Raw genomic sequence first — 17,403 nt, 5'->3', positions numbered from 1 at the left:
GTGATGTCAAAGAAAATTATGGCAAAGAACGTCGTTGTCATCGGCACCCAATGGGGCGATGAAGGTAAAGGCAAGATCGTCGACTGGTTGACCGATCACGCCCAGGGTGTGGTGCGCTTCCAGGGTGGCCACAATGCAGGCCACACGCTGGTCATCGGCGGCGTCAAAACCGCGCTGCAGCTGATCCCGTCGGGCATCATGCGCCCAGGCGTCGCCTGCTACATCGGCAACGGCGTCGTCGTTTCCGTGCCGGACGTGCTGCGCGAAATCGACAAGCTTGAAGCTGTCGGCGTTGAAGTCGCCTCGCGCCTGAAAGTGTCGGACGCGGCACCCGTGATCCTGCCGTACCACACCGCGATCGACCTGGCGCGTGAAGCCAAGCGTGGCGATGCGAAGATCGGCACCACCGGCAAGGGCATCGGCCCGGCCTACGAAGACAAAGTGGCGCGCCGCGCGATCCGTATCGCCGACCTGCTCAACGAGAAGCGCTTCGCTGAAAAGCTGGCGGAAAACCTCGATTACCACAACTTCGTGCTGGAAAACTACCTGAAGGCGCCGAAAGTCGACTATCAGAAGACCCTCGACGACGCGCTGGCCTATGTGCCGCGCCTGCGTCCGATGGTGACCGACGTGTCGAGCGCGCTGTACAAGGCGCACAAGGCCGGCGCGAACCTGCTGTTCGAAGGCGCGCAGGGTTCCCTGCTCGACGTCGACCACGGCACCTATCCGTTCGTCACCTCGTCGAACTGCGTGGCCGGCAATGCCGCCGCCGGTTCGGGCGTGGGCCCAGGCATGCTGCACTACATCATGGGCATCACCAAGGCCTACACGACGCGCGTCGGCTCCGGCCCGTTCCCTTCGGAACTGCCAACGGATGCGGGCGTCGGCCACCACCTGGCGCAAGTCGGCCATGAATTCGGCACCGTGACGGGCCGTGCCCGCCGCTGCGGCTGGTTCGACGCCGCCTTGCTGCGCCGCTCCGTGCAGATCAACGGCGTGACGGGCATGTGCCTGACCAAGCTGGACGTGCTCGACGGTATCGACACGCTGAAGCTGTGCACCGGCTACACCATCGACGGCGTGGCCACGGACATCTTCCCATCGGGCGCTGAAGAAGCCGCCCGTTGCGTGCCGGTGTACGAAGAGATGCCAGGCTGGACGGAAAGCACGGTCGGCGCGAAATCGCTGGCGGCGCTGCCGGCAACGGCGCGCGCTTACATCAAGCGCATCGAAGAACTGGTCGGCGTACCGGTGGACATGGTTTCGACCGGTCCTGATCGTGAAGAAACGATCGTGCTGCGCCATCCATTCGAGTAAGCTGCTGGACACAATCCGCCGCAAGGCGGATTTTTTTAATCACGCTAATAATAAGATTGCACTATCATGACTACCCCACAATCGAACGATCAACATCTCTGGGTCAACTGGGAAGAGTATCACCGCCTGATCGAGCGCCTGGCGCTCAAGGTCTACGAATCGGGCTGGAAATTCGACCAGGTATTGTGCCTGGCGCGCGGCGGCGTGCGTCCCGGCGACGTGTTCTCGCGCATTTTTGATTTGCCGCTGGCCATCCTGTCGACCAGTTCCTACCGCGAAGATGCGGGCACCGTGCGCGGCGACCTCGATATCGCCAAGTACATGACCATGACCAAGGGCCCGCTGGCCGGCCGCATCCTGCTGGTCGACGACCTGGCCGATTCGGGCGTCACCCTGGACAAGGTCACGCGTCACCTGAAGGAAAACTTCCCTGACGTGACCGAAGTCAAATCGGCCGTGATCTGGCTGAAGGGCTGCTCCGTCGTGCGTCCCGACTACTTCCTCGACGAACTGCCGCACAACCCGTGGATCCATCAGCCGTTCGAAGACTACGACGGCCTGCGTCCGCACCAGCTGGCGGCGTGGATCAAGAAGGGCGAAGCAGGCAAGTAATTGCGTGCGCGCTTGCAAAAAAAAGACGATCGTGTATCGTCTTTTTTTTCGTCCAAGGAAATGCGATGACCATACTGACGACGGCGCGCCTGCGCCTGGAACCGATCAATGAGAGCCATTACGAGCGCATGCGCACGCTCAATACCGATCCGGAGGTGATGACGTATCTGAACGCGGGCCAGCCCGAGACGGAAGATGTGACGCGCGCGGCCATCGCCCGCACCATGGGACGCTGGGCCGAGTGGGGTTATTCGTGGTGGGCGATGATACGCCTCGATGACGGTGAACTGGTGGGCATGGCATGCCTGCAGCACCTCTCCGGCGACAGGGCCAATCCCCTGGAAATCGGCTGGCGCCTGGCGCGGACCAGTTGGGGCCAGGGTTACGCCAGCGAAGCGGCGCGAGCCATCGTCGCGCATGCGTTCGACGTCGTCGGCGCACCCGAAGTGGTGGCCGTGGCGCACCCGGACAATGCCGCCTCGATCAAGGTCATGACGCGCCTGGGCATGCAATACGTGGGCATGGAACGCCATTACGACCTCGACAGCGTGGTGTACCGCCTGGCGCGCCCATGACGGCAATGCACAAACCCCTGAAGCTGGGCTGCAGCTGCGGCGTGCGGTTTTCGGGCCAGCTGGCCGCCATCGGCTTGCGGGAAGCTGGCATGCTGATGGAGTTGAACGTTTACAAGGAAACCGCATGATCACCTGTTATTTGCGTTACATCATCGACCCGTATAAATTGCGGGAATTCGAAGCCTACGGCAAGCTGTGGATACCGCTGGTGGAACGCTTCGGCGGCCAGCACCACGGCTACTTTTTGCCGTCGGAAGGCGCCAGCAACGTCGCGCTGGCCATGTTCTCGTTTCCCAGCCTGGCCCTGTATGAACAGTACCGCAGCGACTCGATGCTGGACGCCGAGTGCCAGGCCGCCTTCCGCTACGCCGAAGAAACGCGCTGCATCATCAGTTATGAGCGCAGTTTTTTCCGCCCCGTGTTTGCCTGAAACGGCGCGCTTGCCCACTATCGGCCGTTATTAAAACCGGATGGGGCAAGGCGCCGCAGTCCCTTCGCCAAAGCCGGCGTAGCCGGATCGCGCGCTGAGATTCAGCGTCATGTTGCCTTTGTCCGGCAAATAGATGCAGTATTCACCGGTCGCCGTGATGACGCGGTAGATGCGTTTGGGATCGTTTGGTGCGCTCCACAGTTCGATGCGCGCTGCTTCGAACCACTTCGGCTTGACCGCCGCATGCGCTTGCGCGAAGCCTTTCGCCAGGCGCGTGTGCGCCGTCTCGGGCGGCGCCACGAATTCCTGCGGATGCTCTGCGCGCAGCTGGCGGTCGATGGCGCCGGCTGCCTGCAGCGCCCGTTGCGCCAGGGTGAGGGGAGCGGCCTTGGGTGCGGCAGGCGCAGGTTCTGCCGGCAGGGCATCGTCTTGCGGCTGGTCTTGCTCCGGTGCCGTCGCCTCCTTCGGTGGCGACACGCTTGCCGCGCTCGACGGAAGGGCTGGCGCACGTGCCGGCGCCGGATCGGGCTTGGCGGGGACAATGAGCCTTCTTGTTGGCGGCAGTGGCGGCGCCAGCTGCAGCCAGACCCGCGCATCGTGCTCGATTCTCATGTGCACGGGCCGCGTCGCCGCCCAGAACAGCGCCAGGTGCAGCACGATAGTCGCGGCGATGTACCGGCCATGGGGACGCTGGCCGAGAGAAAAATCATGCTCCCGTCGTGCAAGGTCGATGCGCATCTGTTTCCCGCCGGGTCAGGTCGCCACGCCTCAATCTTCGGCCTGAAATTCCCTGGCCGAGACGAACAGATCCCACGAGGCGATGAACAGCGCCGCCACCACGGGGCCGATGACGAAGCCGTTCAGGCCAAACAGGGCCATGCCGCCCACGGTCGACAGCAGCACCACGTAGTCGGGCATCTTGGTGTCCTTGCCCACCAGGATGGGGCGCAGCACGTTGTCGACCAGGCCGATGACGAAGACGCCGAAGGCGGCCAGGCCTGCGCCTTGCCAGACGGCGCCCGTGGCCAGGAAGTAGGCGGCCACGGGCGCCCAGACGAGGGCGGCGCCGACGGCCGGCAGCAGCGACAGGAAGGCCATCAGCACGGCCCACAGCAGGGGCGCGGGCACGTCGAGGAACCAGAACGCCAGCCCGCCAAGGGCGCCCTGGGCGATCGCCACGAGGATATTGCCCTTCACCGTGGCGCGGATCACGGTGGTGAAATTGGTGAACAGGCGCTGCTTGTACTTGCGGCTCAATGGCACGGCGCCCTTGATGCGGGCCGACAGGGCCGAGCCGTCGCGCATGAGGAAAAACAGCAGGTACAGCATGATGCACAGGCTGGTGAGAAACTCGAAGGTGTACAGGCCCACGTTGATGGCTTTCACCGCCACCGCCTGGCTCACCTGCGTGGCGCCCTCGGCCAGCTTGTCTTGCAGGCTGGCCAGGCTGGTCAGGTTGAAGCGGTCGAGCAAATTGATCAGCCATTGCGGCAGCACCGCCATGATTTTATTGAAGAACATGGCGACCGTGATTTCGCCCGACCGTACCATCTCCACGACGCTGGCCGCCTGGTTCACCAGCGACACGGAAATGAGCGACAGCGGCAGGATCACGATGACGATGATCAGCAGCAAGGTCAGCAGCGACGCCAGGCCGGCGCGGCCCTTGGTTTTCAGCAGCAGCCAGCGGTACACGGGCGCGAACAGGATCGCCAGGATGACGCCCCAGAAGATGGCGCCCGCATACGGCGCCAGTATCCAGCCAAAGCCGATGGTGACGGTGCTCAGGAGGAGCAAGAACACTTTCTGGTGCAGCGTGAGGGTAGGCATGGGCGGTGGCGTAATGACAAGGGTTGAGTTGTCTCATCATAAGCGAGGCGCGGCGCGGCGCGCCATACAATTGTCGCGCTGGTAGTCTGTGCGCGAGGCGGTAGGCAAAAGTCGCACTGGTGCTTGTATAACCTGCGGGCAGTTGATGTGACGTTGCAAAAAAATCCGCAAGGCAAGATAAGCATTCGCTAATGCAAACATTTCTATACAATAAAGCATCCTATTTTCATTGCATTACCTTTAACTTACCTGAATTCATGGCCGAAAGAAGCATGTGAGGTGGAAGAAAAGACTCCGGTTTTTGTTAGAGCGTGTCTCATCATGGCACTGGATGTTTTTCATTGTATTGCTAGCATTTGCCGCTTACCATTTGATGAGCCCAGCTTTGCTGCTGTCGTTGATTGCCGGTGCACTGTATGTAGGATGCCGCTATCGCGCGCGCACTTTGAAATTGCAGCGCTCTCCGCCGCCTGAGTTGCTATCCTGTTTCGTACCGCCCCCGACAGAGGCGGCAGTTTCATCGACCGCATCTTTGCCCGTGGCAAGCATCGTAAGTGATTTTGTGCCGCCAGCATCAACATATCAGGACAAAACAAGCGAGGTTCTATTGGCTGATCCATCTGGCTACCGCATTCCCCCGCCGCCGCCCTTGTATACCCCTGTCGCTCAATGGATAGGGCGTCATGAAAGTGTGGAGATTGGCGGTCTGGTGATTTCTGGCGGGATGATTTATGTTGGACAAAGCTTGCCAGGAAATAACGGTAAGGTTGATCCCGCCCTGATCGATCCTCGCAAGAGTGTCGATTTTGGAAGCGACTATGCAACTCCCGTGAATTTCTACTGGTCGAGTTATTCGGATGCCTTGCCTCAGCAGCGCGGCGCTTACTTGCGTTGGCTTGCCGATGGGCGTAGTAGTCCAGACGCCGATATCGTTTATGTATTCGCCTTCTTTTATGGACTGGAACGGCGAGTATTGATCGATGCGGAAAATCACCGTGCCATTGATGTGGAAATACCGCAGATTATCAAGGAGCTCACACGGCTGCATAAACATTATGGCGGCAAGTCCGGATTATTTTCGCGTCACTGCATGTCACTTTTAGAAGTTCTGCAATTGGCAAGCAATCCAGAGCGCTTATATCTGCAGCCGATACCAGATCTGCGTCCTGAAGATGGCATGCCCCTGCATTTGCGGGTGGCGCTTGGGCAAGCATGTCGCGACAAGACGCTACTGACCGTAGATATGGCTTGGGCGTGGGTCCGTTACGATTCGGCGCTGATGTTGCGCACGGCGGCAAGCCGCTGTCCTGAAGAATTTGAAAGCTTGTTTCGCCTGACTTATAGGCGGCTGTATGGCGATGGTATCGCGCTTGTTTCGACGTCGCACAAGCTGTGCCTGCCGTATTCGCCCGCATCACCTGGATTGAAAGACGGCGCTGGAAGGAGTGTGGTGCTAGGCGATATTCCCGATCTCACCGTGGCCAGCGCTCCGCGGCAAATGCTGCAAAAGTTGATCGATACCTGCTCGGCTGAACTGGACGCTTATAGTCGTTTCATCGAACATCGTCCTGATAGACGAACAACCTTGGATGCCTGGGTGCTATTGCCATATTCGCTATGGCCGGAGGCGGCGAAGCAAGCTCTTTGTTACGTGAATGCGAGCCTGGGCGAGGCGGTGTTGGTGATGTCTGTTAATGAACTGGCACGGCATTTTGGTGCATCGGACGGGATTGGCAAAGACAGTTTGCGTGCTTTGGCGGCGGCATTGCTGGCGCAGCAGATTGCCATGGAGCCGGACATCTTGTCCATGGCCGGCAACGCAGCTTTGACCGAACGGGTGGCGCTGTACCGCGTGGTGGCGTCGGACGAAGCAGGCGATGGTGCACCGTTTTACGATACTGCCTTGCTGAGCCTGGAGTTGCTGATTGCCATGGCGCAGTCGGAAGGTGTGTATTCTGACCATAAATGGCCAATTTGCCAGGCACAGATCACCACTTGGCGCCAGTTGACGCCCCACCAGCAGCAGCGCCTGATGGCGCGCCTTATTCTGCTGCAACCAGTCTCGCTGAGTTCCTTCAAACGTCGTATTGCGGCGCTCCCACTGACCGCACGGGATGCTTGTGCCGACTGCATCATCACGATGGTAGGAGCACCTGCGACACGCCAGGAAATCGCGGTGCTGGAAAAGGTCTGCACACTGTTGGGCGTTGAGCATGAAAAAATGTACAGTCAAGTACATGCTGCCGCGACAGCACATCCGCCAGCAAACGGTTCAAGTGTGTCGTCAGGCGGCTTTGTGCTGGATCTCGCACGCATTGCGGCATTACAAAAAGACAGTCAACAGGTGGCAACGCTATTGGGCGATATCTTTCAGGACGAAGCGACTTCTGAAGTCACGCTGCCGCCACTCGACAGTCAAGACGGATTACTTGGTCTTGATGCAATGCACGCCGCGTTTTCCCGCCACCTGCTGTCGCGCGCTTCGTGGCGGCGCTCTGAACTGGAACCCGTTGCCCACGATGCAGGCGTCATGCTCGATGGCGCCCTGGAGCGGCTCAATGAGGCCTGCTTCGACGCGTTCGATATGCCCTGCACCGAAGGCGATGACCCGATCGATATTAACCCCGACATTCTTGAAAGACTTGCACAATGAACGCTCCAGCCATTCGTTCCAAAGACCGCGACGCGGTGATCCAATCCTTGCGTGCGGGCGTGGTGCCACGTGCTGGCCAACACCTGATCCAGGTTGGTCGCAAACCAGAGATCGAGACGCTGGTGGCAGATCTTGATCGTATCGCTGACGGTGGTTCGACGATACGTTTCGTTATCGGTGAATATGGCGCTGGCAAGACTTTTTTTCTCAACTTGATACGTTCTGTGGCGATGGAGAAAAAACTGGTGACCGCCAACGCCGACCTGAATCCCGACCGGCGCCTGCATGCGACCGGCGGCCAGGCACGCTCGTTGTACGCGGAATTGATGCGCAATCTGTCGACCCGCACCAAGCCTGATGGTGGCGCTATGGCGGGTATCGTGGAACGGTTTATTGCCAACGCCAAAACCGAGGCGCTGGCGCAAGGTGCCAGTACTGAGGAAGTGATACGGCAAAAGCTTGAACATTTGACGGAGATGGTCAACGGTTTTGATTTTGCTGATGTGATCGCGGCATACTGTCGTGGGTTCGAGGCAGGTGACGAGGTATTGAAATCCGATGCGATCCGCTGGCTGCGCGGTGAATTCAATACCAAGACTGAAGCGCGCCAGGCATTGGGCGTGCGTTCCATTGTGGACGATGCCTCTTTTTACGATCAGTTGAAGCTGTTCGCCCGCTTCGTGCGACTGGCTGGTTACGCCGGCTTTGTCGTCTGTCTTGATGAACTGGTCAATTTGTACAAGCTGGCCAATACGCCGGCGCGCAACGCCAACTATGAGCAGATACTGCGTATCCTGAACGACACCTTGCAAGGTACGGCGGTAGGACTTGGATTCATTCTGGGCGGTACGCCGGAATTTCTTCTCGATACGCGGCGCGGCCTGTTCAGCTATCCTGCCCTGCAAAGCCGGCTGGCGGAAAATACCTTTGCCGTAGCCGGTCTGGTCGATTACAGCGGCCCCGTGCTGAGGTTGGCGAGCTTGCGTCCCGAAGACTTTTATGTGCTGCTGGACAAGTTGCGTCACGTGCACGCACATGGCATCGCTGAGAAATATCTGCTGCCCGATGAAGCGTTACCGGCTTTCATGGAACATTGCGCGCGGCGCCTCGGCGACAGTTACTTCCGTACGCCGCGCACGACCATCACAGCCTTTGTCAATTTGCTGGCGGTGCTGGAGCAAAATCCTGGTGCTTCATGGCGGCAATTGTTAGGTGCCATTGAAGTCATGCCTGATATGGCCGGGGTGTCTGATAGCGAGGTCGAAGCCGACGACGAGTTCGCGTCGTTCAAGCTCTGACGCACATGACTGCCCCATTTTCGTCGTCGTTCTCCCTACTCGATGAGCGCATCCAGCGCTGGATCTGGGCGGAGAACTGGAGCGAGTTGCGCGATGTACAAGAGCGTTCGATCGCTGCGATCAGCGGTGGTGGAAGCGATGTCATCATTGCTGCCGCCACTGCCGCAGGCAAGACGGAAGCGGCTTTTTTTCCTGTGCTGAGCAATATGTTGAAGGCTGGCGAAGAGCATGGACTGTGCCTGTATATCAGCCCGCTCAAGGCATTAATCAACGATCAGTTCGGCAGGCTGGAGCGCTTGTGCGCGACGCTGGAAATACCCGTCTGGCCATGGCACGGCGATATTTCTTCGTCGTCCAAGACGCGGTTTTTCAAACAGCCTTCCGGAGTGGTGTTGATCACACCAGAGTCGCTGGAGGCCATGCTGTGCAATCGCGGTTTCCAGATGCCGCGCATCGCTGCACGCCTGCGTTACATCGTGGTTGATGAACTGCATGCTTTTATCGGTACGGAACGAGGCAAGCAACTGCAGTCGCTGATGCTGCGCATCGAGCAGGCTGCCGGACGTACGGTGCCGCGCATAGGCTTGTCGGCCACGCTGGGCGAACTGCGGCTGGGAGCAGAATTTTTGCGCCCGCATGCTGGCATAGCGGTCGATATCATCGAATCAAAAGCCGACCGTGGCGCGTTAAACATACGTATCAAGGGTTATCTCGACGTGGGGCCGCCACCGGACGAAGATCCGGATGGCGGGTCCGCCTCCGAGCTGTCGATCGTACAAGACCTGTTTGCCAAGCTGCGAGGATCCAATAACCTGATCTTTCCGAATAGCCGAGGCAAAGTCGAACAATACACCTATGCGTTGCGCCGGCTATGCGAGGCCGCCAAGGCGCCCAATGAGTTTTGGCCCCACCATGGCAGCCTGTCGCGTGAAATTCGCGAGGAAACAGAGGCGGCCTTGAAAAACAAGGAAGGTTGCGCCACTGCCATCTGTACCAATACCCTCGAGCTGGGTATTGACATAGGCGCTGTCAAGAGCGTGGCGCAGATCGGCTCGCCGCCATCGGTGGCCAGCATGCGCCAGCGCATGGGGCGTTCCGGGCGGCGTGCGGGGGAATCTGCCATCTTGCGCGGTTATGTTACCGAACGTGAATTGCATGTTGAATCTGAGCTGATGGACCAATTAAGGGAAGGAACGCTGGAATTTGGCGCGATGGTCAGCTTGATGCTGGACGGCTGGATCGAGCCGCCAAAAACACATGGCTTGCATTTGTCGACACTGATCCAGCAGTTATTGTCGCTGATTGCCCAGCACGGTGGCATCCAGGCAGCCGATGCCTACCATATCCTTTGCGCCAGAGGGCCTTTTGCGAGTACCGAAAAAAAGGATTTTGCCGAGTTGTTGCGCCACCTGGGGAAAATGGAGCTATTACAGCAGGAGGCATCCGGCCTGCTATTGCATGGTTCCAAGGGAGAACGGCTAGTTAATCACTACACTTTTTATGCGGCGTTCGCCACGGAGGATGAGTTCCGTATCGTCAATGCAAGCCGGGTACTTGGTTCCTTGCCGGTATCGAGTTCGGTCAGTGTTGGCGACTACATACTTTTTGCGGGCAGGACTTGGGTGGTGGAAGATATAGACGACGATAGCAAGACTATTCTTGTTGGTAAAACAAATACAGGTCGTGCGCCCTTGTTCAATGGCAGTGGCGGACATGTCCATACCAAGGTCAGAGAACGCATGCGCGAATTGTACCAGTCAGGCTTGCCGCCATCCTTTATGGATGAGGGTGCGAAAAAGCTCATGCTGGAAGGTTGTCAAACGTTTCAACGTTGCGGACTGGCGCGTAAGCCGCTGTTGATGATCGGTGGTCGTGTTTTTGTTTTTACGTGGCTGGGAGACCATGCCAATGAGGCGATTGCTTTGGTGCTGAAATCGCAGGGATTGGCAGCGACAGCGCAAGGCCCTGCCGTCAAGGTTGACGATGCAAGCGAACAGCGTGTGGCTGGGTGCTTGCTGGCCTTCGCCAGCGAGGCACCGCCAGCTGTTGAGCTTCTGCTGCACAAGGAACATAATTTACGGCGCGCGAAATGGGACTGGGCGCTGCCAGAGCGCTTGCTGAAGATGTCGTTTGCCAGTCTGCATCTCGACATCGCCCAAGCCCATGAATGGGCTGTCAAACATGTTCCTGAGCTTTGATGGGGCAGGGTGGCTGGTCGGGGACAATTCCAGTAAGCTGTCGTTCCAGGCATTCCATCCCCGGGTGCCTTTGACTTCTTTTGACTTCAGGAACGCGCGTGCTTGACCCCATTCACTTTTATGAACCTGCGCAGGGCCACGGTCTGCCGCACGATCCGTTCAACGCCATCGTGGGGCCGCGGCCCATCGGCTGGATCGCCACGCGCAGCAGCGCAGGCGTGCTCAATCTGGCGCCCTACAGCTTTTTCAACGCCTTCAATTACACGCCGCCGTTGATCGGTTTTTCCAGCATCGGCCGCAAGGATACCTTGCGCAATATCGAACAGACGGGTGAATTCGTGTGGAACCTGGCGACGCGTCCACTGGCCGGGGCGATGAACACCAGCTGCGCGCCAGCGCCGCCCGAGGTCGACGAATTTGCGCTGGCCGGCCTGACGCCGGCCGCCGCGCGCATTGTCAAGGTGCCGCGCGTGGCGGAAAGTCCCGTGTCCTTCGAATGCCGGCGCACACAGATCATCGAGCTGCAAGGATTGAATGGGGACGGCGTCGGCAGCTGGCTGGTGCTGGGGGAAGTGGTGGGCGTGCATATCGCGCGCCATCTGCTCAACGAGGGCGTTTACGACACGGCCGCCGCCGCGCCGATCTTGCGCGGCGGCGGCCCGGCCGACTTTTTCGAGATCGGGCCGGACAGCCTGTTCCACATGCGCCGGCCCCCCTGGCCGTAACATCACGCCGGGTGCGGATGGCGCTCCCTGACGATGCCGCGATAGATCAGCCACGTCGCCAGCAGGCTGATGGCGCCGGCGCCCGCCATCCAGTAGCCTGGCGCTGCCTTGTCTCCGGTGCTCTCGATCAGCAAGGTCGATACCAGTGGTGTCATGCCGCCGAACAGCGCCGTGGCCAGGCTGTAGGCCAGCGAAAAGCCCGTGGTCCTGACGCTGGCCGGGATGATTTCCGTCAGCGCGACGATGGTGGCCCCGTTGTAGCTGCCGTACAGGAAGGACAGCCACAGCTCCACCATCAGCATGTGCTCGAAACTGGGATGGGCGACCAGCCAGGACAGGGCCGGATACGCCGTCAATACCGTCAGCGCCGAGCACACGGCCATGATGGGCCAGCGCCCGATACGGTCGGACAGCGCGCCCATGACGGGCAGCCAGAGGAAGTTCGACAGGCCGATGCACAAGGTGACGAGCAGGCTTTCCTCGGTGCTCAGCTTGAGCACGTTCTTGCCGAAGGTCGGCGTGTAGACGGTGATCAGGTAGAACGCGACCGTCGTCAGCACGATCAGCATCGTTCCGGTGACCACCAGCGGCCAGTTGAGGCTGATGGTCTTGAGCATCTGGCGGAACGTGGGATGCGATTTGCGCGTCAGGTAAGCCTCGGTCTCCTGCAGCGAACGGCGGATGTAGAACACCACGGGGATGATGGAGCAGCCGATGAAGAACGGGATGCGCCAGCCCCAGTCGGCGATGAATTCCTTGCTCAGGGTTTCGTTGAGATAGTAGCCGAGCGCGGCGGAAAAGATAATGGCCACCTGCTGGCTGGCCGACTGCCAGCTGACGTAGTATCCCTTGTTGCCGGGCGTCGCCATTTCGGACAGGTAGACGGATACGCCACCGAGCTCTACGCCGGCGGAAAAGCCTTGCAGCAAACGCCCGATCAGCACGAGGAACGGCGCCAGCAGCCCGATGGTGGCATAGCCTGGCACGAAGGCGATCAGCGCCGTGCCGGAAGCCATGATGGCCAGGGTCAGCACCAGGCCCTTGCGGCGGCCGATGCGGTCGATATAGCTGCCGAGGATGATGGCGCCCAGCGGCCGCATGAAAAACCCCGCGCCGAAGGTGGCGAACGTCATCATCAGAGCCGCATATTCGCTGGTGGCGGGGAAGAAGGCCTTGGCAATGTACGTGGCGTAAAAGCCGAACAGGAAAAAATCGTACATTTCGATGAAGTTCCCGCTCGTCACCCGGATGACGGTGGCGATGCGCGAGGGAGGACGCACGTGCGCGCGCGGCGGTGCGGCCTCGGCGACGGGCGTGGCGGTGGAAGGAATGGCCATGATTTACCTATTGATGAAAGATGAGTGACGTCGCCTAGTGCGCCGCTGCCGGTTCCAGCCCGGTCGCTTCGATCGCGCCCGCGTTGGCAGGGGCGGCGAGGAAGCGCAGCAGGGCGCGGCCGGCTTCCGGTTGTCTGGCATCGCGCACCAGGGCGGCCGAAAATTCGGTCATCTGCTGCACTTCCGGCGGCAACAGGCCGACGATGTCGATGCCCTCGACCGGCAGCAGCTCGCTGCGCTGCTGGCAGCCGAAATCGGCCTGGCCATGGGCGATGATGTCGCCGACGGGGGTGGCGGGAATTTTTGCGGCCTTGCCCTGCATCTGCTCCGAAATATGCAGCTTGTTCATCAGCTGCGTCTCGATGTAGACGCCGCTGGCGCTGTCCGAATAGGCGACCTTGTCCGCCTTCAGGAAGGCGCTGCGCAAGCCCTCGGTGGTGCTGATGTCGGGCTTGGCCGCGCCGCGCCGCACGGCGCAGGCAATCGGCGAATTGGCCAGGACCACCTTGCTGCCGGGGACCAAACGGCCTTGCTGCATCAGCTTGTCGAGCGCGTCGCCCACCATGATGACGACGTCGATTTGCTCGCCGCGCGCCAGGCGCGCCGGGATCGCATTTTTTGTCGTGCCCATTGACGGTCCCCATTCGGAGAGCAGATGGTCGCCGCTGGCGCGCTCGTAGGCGGGCGCCAGGTTTTTGTAGGCCTGGGCGAAACCGCCCGAGCTGACCACGCGGATGTCGGCGGCATGGGCCGCGCCAGCTGCCAGCAGCATGACGCCGGCCAGTATGGGGGCTGATCGCCGTACCAGAATATGTTGAAGCATGGTTGTTTCTCCTGTCGTTAAAATTTGTGCATGAGGCCGAGCGTCAAGCCCATGCCGTGGCGGTCGTTGGGCCGCGTACCGGTGACGCCGGCCGCATCGCCTTGCCACAAGGTGTAGTCCGATTCTAGGTACAGGGTCGAGCGCGGCGAGAGCGTTTTTTCCAGGTAGGCGAAGGCGCGCTGGAAGCCGTCGTCGACGTGGCCCGTGGCGCTGCGCCGTACCTTGTAGTAGGCGGTCGTGAGCAGCAGATCCGGCGCCATTTGCCGGCTTGCGCCGGCGGACAGCACGCCTTGCCGGACGGATTTGCCGGCGCCCACGTCGGCGCGGTTGACGCCGAGATTGGCCTTGAACTGCCAGGCGTCCACCTTGTAGGCGGCGCCCACGGTGGCGGCGTCGAGGCTGCGGTTGTCGCGGTTGCGAAAGCGCATCAGCGCCCCGGAGACGGCCAGCCCCGCCTGCTGGTACGTCAGGGCGCCGCCCCAGGTCGACAATGGCGACGTGGCGCCCGCCACCTCGCCGAAGGAATAGGCGGCGCGCGCCACCACCGGCCCGAGGCTGGCGCTGGTTTTCAGCATGTTGTCGAGCCGGTAGAAGTTGTCGGCATAGCCGCTGCTGCCGTATTGCTGGCCGAACGCATGCCGGCCAAAAGCCGTATTGCTCAAGCCCGTGATGTTGACGTTCGGATTGAAGGAAGCGTAGCGGATGCCCAGCGGATCGACCGGCGCGATGGCGTCGGCCAGCAAGGTCGCCTGGCGCCCCAGGGTCACGGAGCCCAGCGGCGACTTCAGGCCGACCCACGCTTGCCGGTCGAACAGCTTGTCGGATTTGGCCGCGCTGCCCGTATCCAGATTCAGCCCGCCTTCGAGGCGGTACAGCGCCTGCCAGCCGCCGCCGAGGTCTTCCTGGCCGCGCAAGCCCCAGCGGCTCGTGTTGTTGATGCCGCTGCTGACGGCGGGCGTGGCGCCGCCGGGCGTCGGTGCGTTGGCGGCGTTCAAGCCTTTACCATAGCGGATGCCGGCATCCGCGATGCCATACAAAACCGCGCCGCTCTGGGCCAGGCAGGTGCCGCTGGCCGCGAACAACAGGGCGAACGTGGAACAATGTCGCATGGTGTCTCCATTTTTTTTGGGGGATGCCTTCTTGGTGCCTTCTTGGCGAGGCTCAGCATTAAGACCCCATCATCGTTGAAATGGCATAATTTGATAATTGCAATTTTTCCGGGGATTCATGCATGCAGCGCATCAATTACGAACTTCATGATTTGCAGGCCTTCGTGGCCGTGGCCGAGCGCAACAGCTTTCGCCAGGCTGCGGCCGACCTGTTCCTGTCGCAGCCGGCGCTCAGCCGCCGCATTGAAAAACTCGAAGATGCGCTGGGCGTCAAGCTGTTCGAACGCACCACCCGGCGCGTGCAGCTGACCAATGTGGGGCAGGTGTTTCTGGTGAACGTGCGCGATGCGCTCAACGGCCTTGAGGATGCCGTGCTCGGTGTCGCCGACCTGGCCGCGCACCGCACCGGGACGGTGACGTTCGCCTGTGTTCCTTCGGCCGTGTGGCACTTCCTGCCGGACGTGCTCAAGCGCTTCAGCGCGCAGTTTCCGAAAATCCGCGTGCGCGTGCATGACGAAAGCGCGCAGGACGTGCTCAATCTTGTGCTGACGGGCGAGGCGGATTTCGGCATCAGCTTTACGGGCGCGGAAAATCCGGAGATCCATTTCCAGCCCATCTATGTCGAAACCTACGTGCTGGCGATGCGCAACGATCACCGGCTGGCCAAGCGCAAGAAGCTGAGCTGGAAGGATACCGTCGACGAACGCTACATCTCGGTGGCCAAGTCGAGCGGCAACCGCAGCGTGCTCGATGCGGCGCTGGCTGGCGTGGAAAAGCATCCGTGGATCTCGTGCGAGATCAACCACGTGTCAGGCATCTTGGCGCTGGTGGAGTCAGGCCTGGGCGTGGCGGCGGTGCCGGGGCTGTCGATTTTGCCGGAGCGGCAAGGCACGGTGGTTGGCGTGCCGCTCGTCAATCCCGCCGTGAAGCGGACATTGGGCTTGATCAGCCGGCATCAGCACGCGATGCCGCCCGCGTCGCGCACCCTGTTCGACATGATGAGCGCGAGCATCGGCAAGCAGGGGCGGCGGACATGAGCGCAGTGCTAGGCAGCTGCCTCTCGCTGCGAGCGGCGATAGTCGAGCGGCGTGCTGCCCACCAGTTCCGCAAAATGGCGGCTGAAATGGGCCTGGTCAAAAAAGCCCAGTGCCTGCGCCAGGCTGGCCAGGTCGGGCGCATCGGGCTGCGCCAGGCGCCAGATCGCTTCCTGCAGGCGGTAGCGCTGGATCACCCACTTCGGCGGCACGCCCACGTAGTTGGCGAACAGGCGCTGCAGCCGGCGTTCGCCGATGCCCATGGTTTCGCACAGCTGCGCCACGCTCGCCGGACCGTTGTGCGCCGCCGCCGCCGCGGTCAGCCTGGCGGCCAGCAAGGCGGCGTCATCGACCTGCGGCAGCCTTGCCAGCAGCAATGCCTGTGCCTGCGCCACCATGGCCAGATCGTCGGACTCGCGTAACACGCGCGCCTCGGCCTCGCCTGCCGGCATGCCCAGCAGCGCATCGGCCGCGATGGTCGTGTCGGTGAAGCTCGATAGTGGCTGCGTGATGAACGGGCGCAGGCCGCCCGGCGCAAAACGCACGCCCAGCACCTTGCCCGCACCGGTCAACGGCCGGTCGAAGGCACCGCGCACCACGCCATGGATGGCCGTGCGCCCAAGGTCGAACACCAGATGGGCATTCGGGTAGGGCAGCACGCGCTGCGTCTGCGGCGCGCAGCCCCGCCTGTCCCATTCGACGACCCAGAAATACTCGACGAACGGCGCCAGCGCGCCAGCCGGCGGATAGGTCGCCAGCCGTATGCGGCGCGCCGCCGCCCGTGGGTCGACGATGCCTTTCGGCGCCTGGCCGCGCGTGGCGAGCAGATTCATCGTGCTGTCGGCTTTATCCAATATTTGTCTCCTGCGCGGCACTAGGATGGCTCTCTCGCATCGATTGAAAGGGAATCATGAAATCATACAGTTTGCCGGGCCTGATGCTGGCCGCCTGTTGTCTATCGGTGGCGCCGTCCTGCGCCGCTTCATCTGCAGAGGGAGATCATCGCATGCAAGTGCACGCTACGGGAAGTTTCAGCATCACCATGACGCCAGCTGCGGCGTCGCAGCGCGCGGGGCGCACGACCCTGGGCAGGGTGCTGCTCGATAAAGTCTATGCAGGCGACCTGGTCGCCACGGCGAAGGGCGAGATGCTCAGCGCCGTCACCGACACCAAGGGCGCGGCCGGGTATGTCGCGATGGAAGCCATCACGGGCGTGCTGCAGGGCAGGGAAGGCAGCTTCGTGGCGCAGCATGCGGGTACCATGGCCGATGGCCAGCAGCAGCTGTCCATCGTCATCGTGCCCCATTCCGGCACGGGGCAGCTGACGGGCATCAGCGGGACCTTGGCCATCCGCATCGTCGATGGCCAGCATTTCTACGACATCGACTATTCGTTGCCGGAGTAGGGCGATGTGGTGGGGGGCGAGAGCTTCGGAAATCGCTTGACCCCTGTCGCGCCAGTC

17 protein-coding genes are annotated in these 17,403 nt (G+C 61.2%); 11 read left to right on the top strand and 6 right to left on the bottom strand.

Translation table 11 applies throughout. The features are described 5' to 3' along the window. Positions 1-3: 3 nt before the first annotated feature. From CLU91_RS08885 to CLU91_RS08870, 5 genes are all read left to right on the top strand, one after another. Positions 4-1,317, top strand: coding sequence for an adenylosuccinate synthase (locus CLU91_RS08885; protein ID WP_100873861.1), 1,314 nt, complete (start codon positions 4-6; stop codon positions 1,315-1,317). Between the two features lie 66 nt (positions 1,318-1,383). Beyond that, the gene (locus CLU91_RS08880; RefSeq protein WP_034752020.1) at positions 1,384-1,929 is read left to right on the top strand and encodes a phosphoribosyltransferase; all 546 of its coding nucleotides are present in this window, start codon (positions 1,384-1,386) and stop codon (positions 1,927-1,929) included. 65 nt (positions 1,930-1,994) lie between these two features. Then, positions 1,995-2,504: a GNAT family N-acetyltransferase gene (locus CLU91_RS08875; protein ID WP_100873860.1), complete on the top strand. Its 510-nt coding sequence runs from the start codon at positions 1,995-1,997 to the stop codon at positions 2,502-2,504. Beyond that, entirely contained in the window at positions 2,501-2,632 is a 132-nt protein-coding gene (locus CLU91_RS28695; protein WP_269800628.1) for a hypothetical protein, read from the top strand. The genes CLU91_RS08875 and CLU91_RS28695 overlap by 4 nt, the downstream gene beginning before the upstream one ends. Further along, entirely contained in the window at positions 2,629-2,934 is a 306-nt protein-coding gene (locus CLU91_RS08870; RefSeq protein ID WP_100873859.1) for an NIPSNAP family protein, read from the top strand. The genes CLU91_RS28695 and CLU91_RS08870 overlap by 4 nt, the downstream gene beginning before the upstream one ends. 30 nt (positions 2,935-2,964) lie before the next feature. Here CLU91_RS08870 and CLU91_RS27840 read toward each other — a convergent pair whose 3' ends face one another. Then, positions 2,965-3,672 (bottom strand): hypothetical protein, encoded by a 708-nt coding sequence (locus CLU91_RS27840; protein WP_157814655.1) that lies wholly within the window; start codon positions 3,670-3,672, stop codon positions 2,965-2,967. A 30-nt stretch (positions 3,673-3,702) separates the two neighbouring features. Next, the gene (locus CLU91_RS08860; RefSeq protein ID WP_100873857.1) at positions 3,703-4,764 is read right to left on the bottom strand and encodes an AI-2E family transporter; all 1,062 of its coding nucleotides are present in this window, start codon (positions 4,762-4,764) and stop codon (positions 3,703-3,705) included. A gap of 331 nt (positions 4,765-5,095) precedes the next feature. Here CLU91_RS08860 and CLU91_RS08855 point away from each other — a divergent pair, with 331 nt between their 5' ends. The 4 genes from CLU91_RS08855 to CLU91_RS08840 all read left to right on the top strand — a co-directional run bounded on the left by CLU91_RS08855 (position 5,096) and on the right by CLU91_RS08840 (position 11,638). Further along, positions 5,096-7,417, top strand: coding sequence for a tellurite resistance TerB family protein (locus tag CLU91_RS08855; protein WP_100873856.1), 2,322 nt, complete (start codon positions 5,096-5,098; stop codon positions 7,415-7,417). Further along, on the top strand, positions 7,414-8,715 hold the full coding sequence (locus CLU91_RS08850) for an ATP-binding protein (protein WP_100873855.1): 1,302 nt from the start codon (positions 7,414-7,416) through the stop codon (positions 8,713-8,715). Before CLU91_RS08855 ends, CLU91_RS08850 begins: the two co-directional genes overlap by 4 nt. Positions 8,716-8,720: 5 nt before the next feature. Next, on the top strand, positions 8,721-10,913 hold the full coding sequence (locus tag CLU91_RS08845) for a DEAD/DEAH box helicase (protein ID WP_100873854.1): 2,193 nt from the start codon (positions 8,721-8,723) through the stop codon (positions 10,911-10,913). 98 nt (positions 10,914-11,011) lie between these two features. Then, a complete protein-coding gene (locus CLU91_RS08840) occupies positions 11,012-11,638 on the top strand; it encodes a flavin reductase family protein (RefSeq protein ID WP_100873853.1) in 627 nt (208 codons plus the stop codon). A 2-nt stretch (positions 11,639-11,640) separates the two neighbouring features. Here CLU91_RS08840 and CLU91_RS08835 read toward each other — a convergent pair whose 3' ends face one another. The 3 genes from CLU91_RS08835 to CLU91_RS08825 are packed head-to-tail and all read right to left on the bottom strand — an operon-like array spanning position 11,641 to position 14,907. Then, a complete protein-coding gene (locus tag CLU91_RS08835; RefSeq protein ID WP_100873852.1) occupies positions 11,641-12,975 on the bottom strand; it encodes an MFS transporter in 1,335 nt (444 codons plus the stop codon). Positions 12,976-13,009: 34 nt separating this feature from the next. Further along, entirely contained in the window at positions 13,010-13,798 is a 789-nt protein-coding gene (locus CLU91_RS08830) for a substrate-binding domain-containing protein (protein ID WP_100873851.1), read from the bottom strand. A 17-nt stretch (positions 13,799-13,815) separates the two neighbouring features. Beyond that, entirely contained in the window at positions 13,816-14,907 is a 1,092-nt protein-coding gene (locus CLU91_RS08825; RefSeq protein ID WP_100873850.1) for a porin, read from the bottom strand. A 122-nt stretch (positions 14,908-15,029) separates the two neighbouring features. Between CLU91_RS08825 and CLU91_RS08820 the strand changes: the two genes are divergently transcribed. Beyond that, positions 15,030-15,944 carry a LysR family transcriptional regulator gene (locus CLU91_RS08820; protein WP_100873849.1) on the top strand — a complete coding sequence of 305 codons (915 nt, stop codon included), beginning with the start codon at positions 15,030-15,032 and terminating at the stop codon, positions 15,942-15,944. Positions 15,945-15,952: 8 nt separating this feature from the next. Here the strand turns inward: CLU91_RS08820 and CLU91_RS08815 are convergent, their stop codons facing one another. Beyond that, the gene (locus CLU91_RS08815) at positions 15,953-16,795 is read right to left on the bottom strand and encodes a helix-turn-helix domain-containing protein (protein ID WP_232730684.1); all 843 of its coding nucleotides are present in this window, start codon (positions 16,793-16,795) and stop codon (positions 15,953-15,955) included. 56 nt (positions 16,796-16,851) lie between these two features. Here CLU91_RS08815 and CLU91_RS08810 point away from each other — a divergent pair, with 56 nt between their 5' ends. After that, a complete protein-coding gene (locus tag CLU91_RS08810; protein ID WP_232730683.1) occupies positions 16,852-17,346 on the top strand; it encodes a DUF3224 domain-containing protein in 495 nt (164 codons plus the stop codon). Positions 17,347-17,403: the final 57 nt, after the last annotated feature.

The organism is Janthinobacterium sp. 64 (assembly GCF_002813325.1).
In the GTDB taxonomy this organism is placed as follows: domain Bacteria; phylum Pseudomonadota; class Gammaproteobacteria; order Burkholderiales; family Burkholderiaceae_D; genus Janthinobacterium.
The sequence above is the reverse complement of the archived record's forward strand: the minus strand, read 5'-3'. Positions and strand labels throughout refer to the sequence as shown.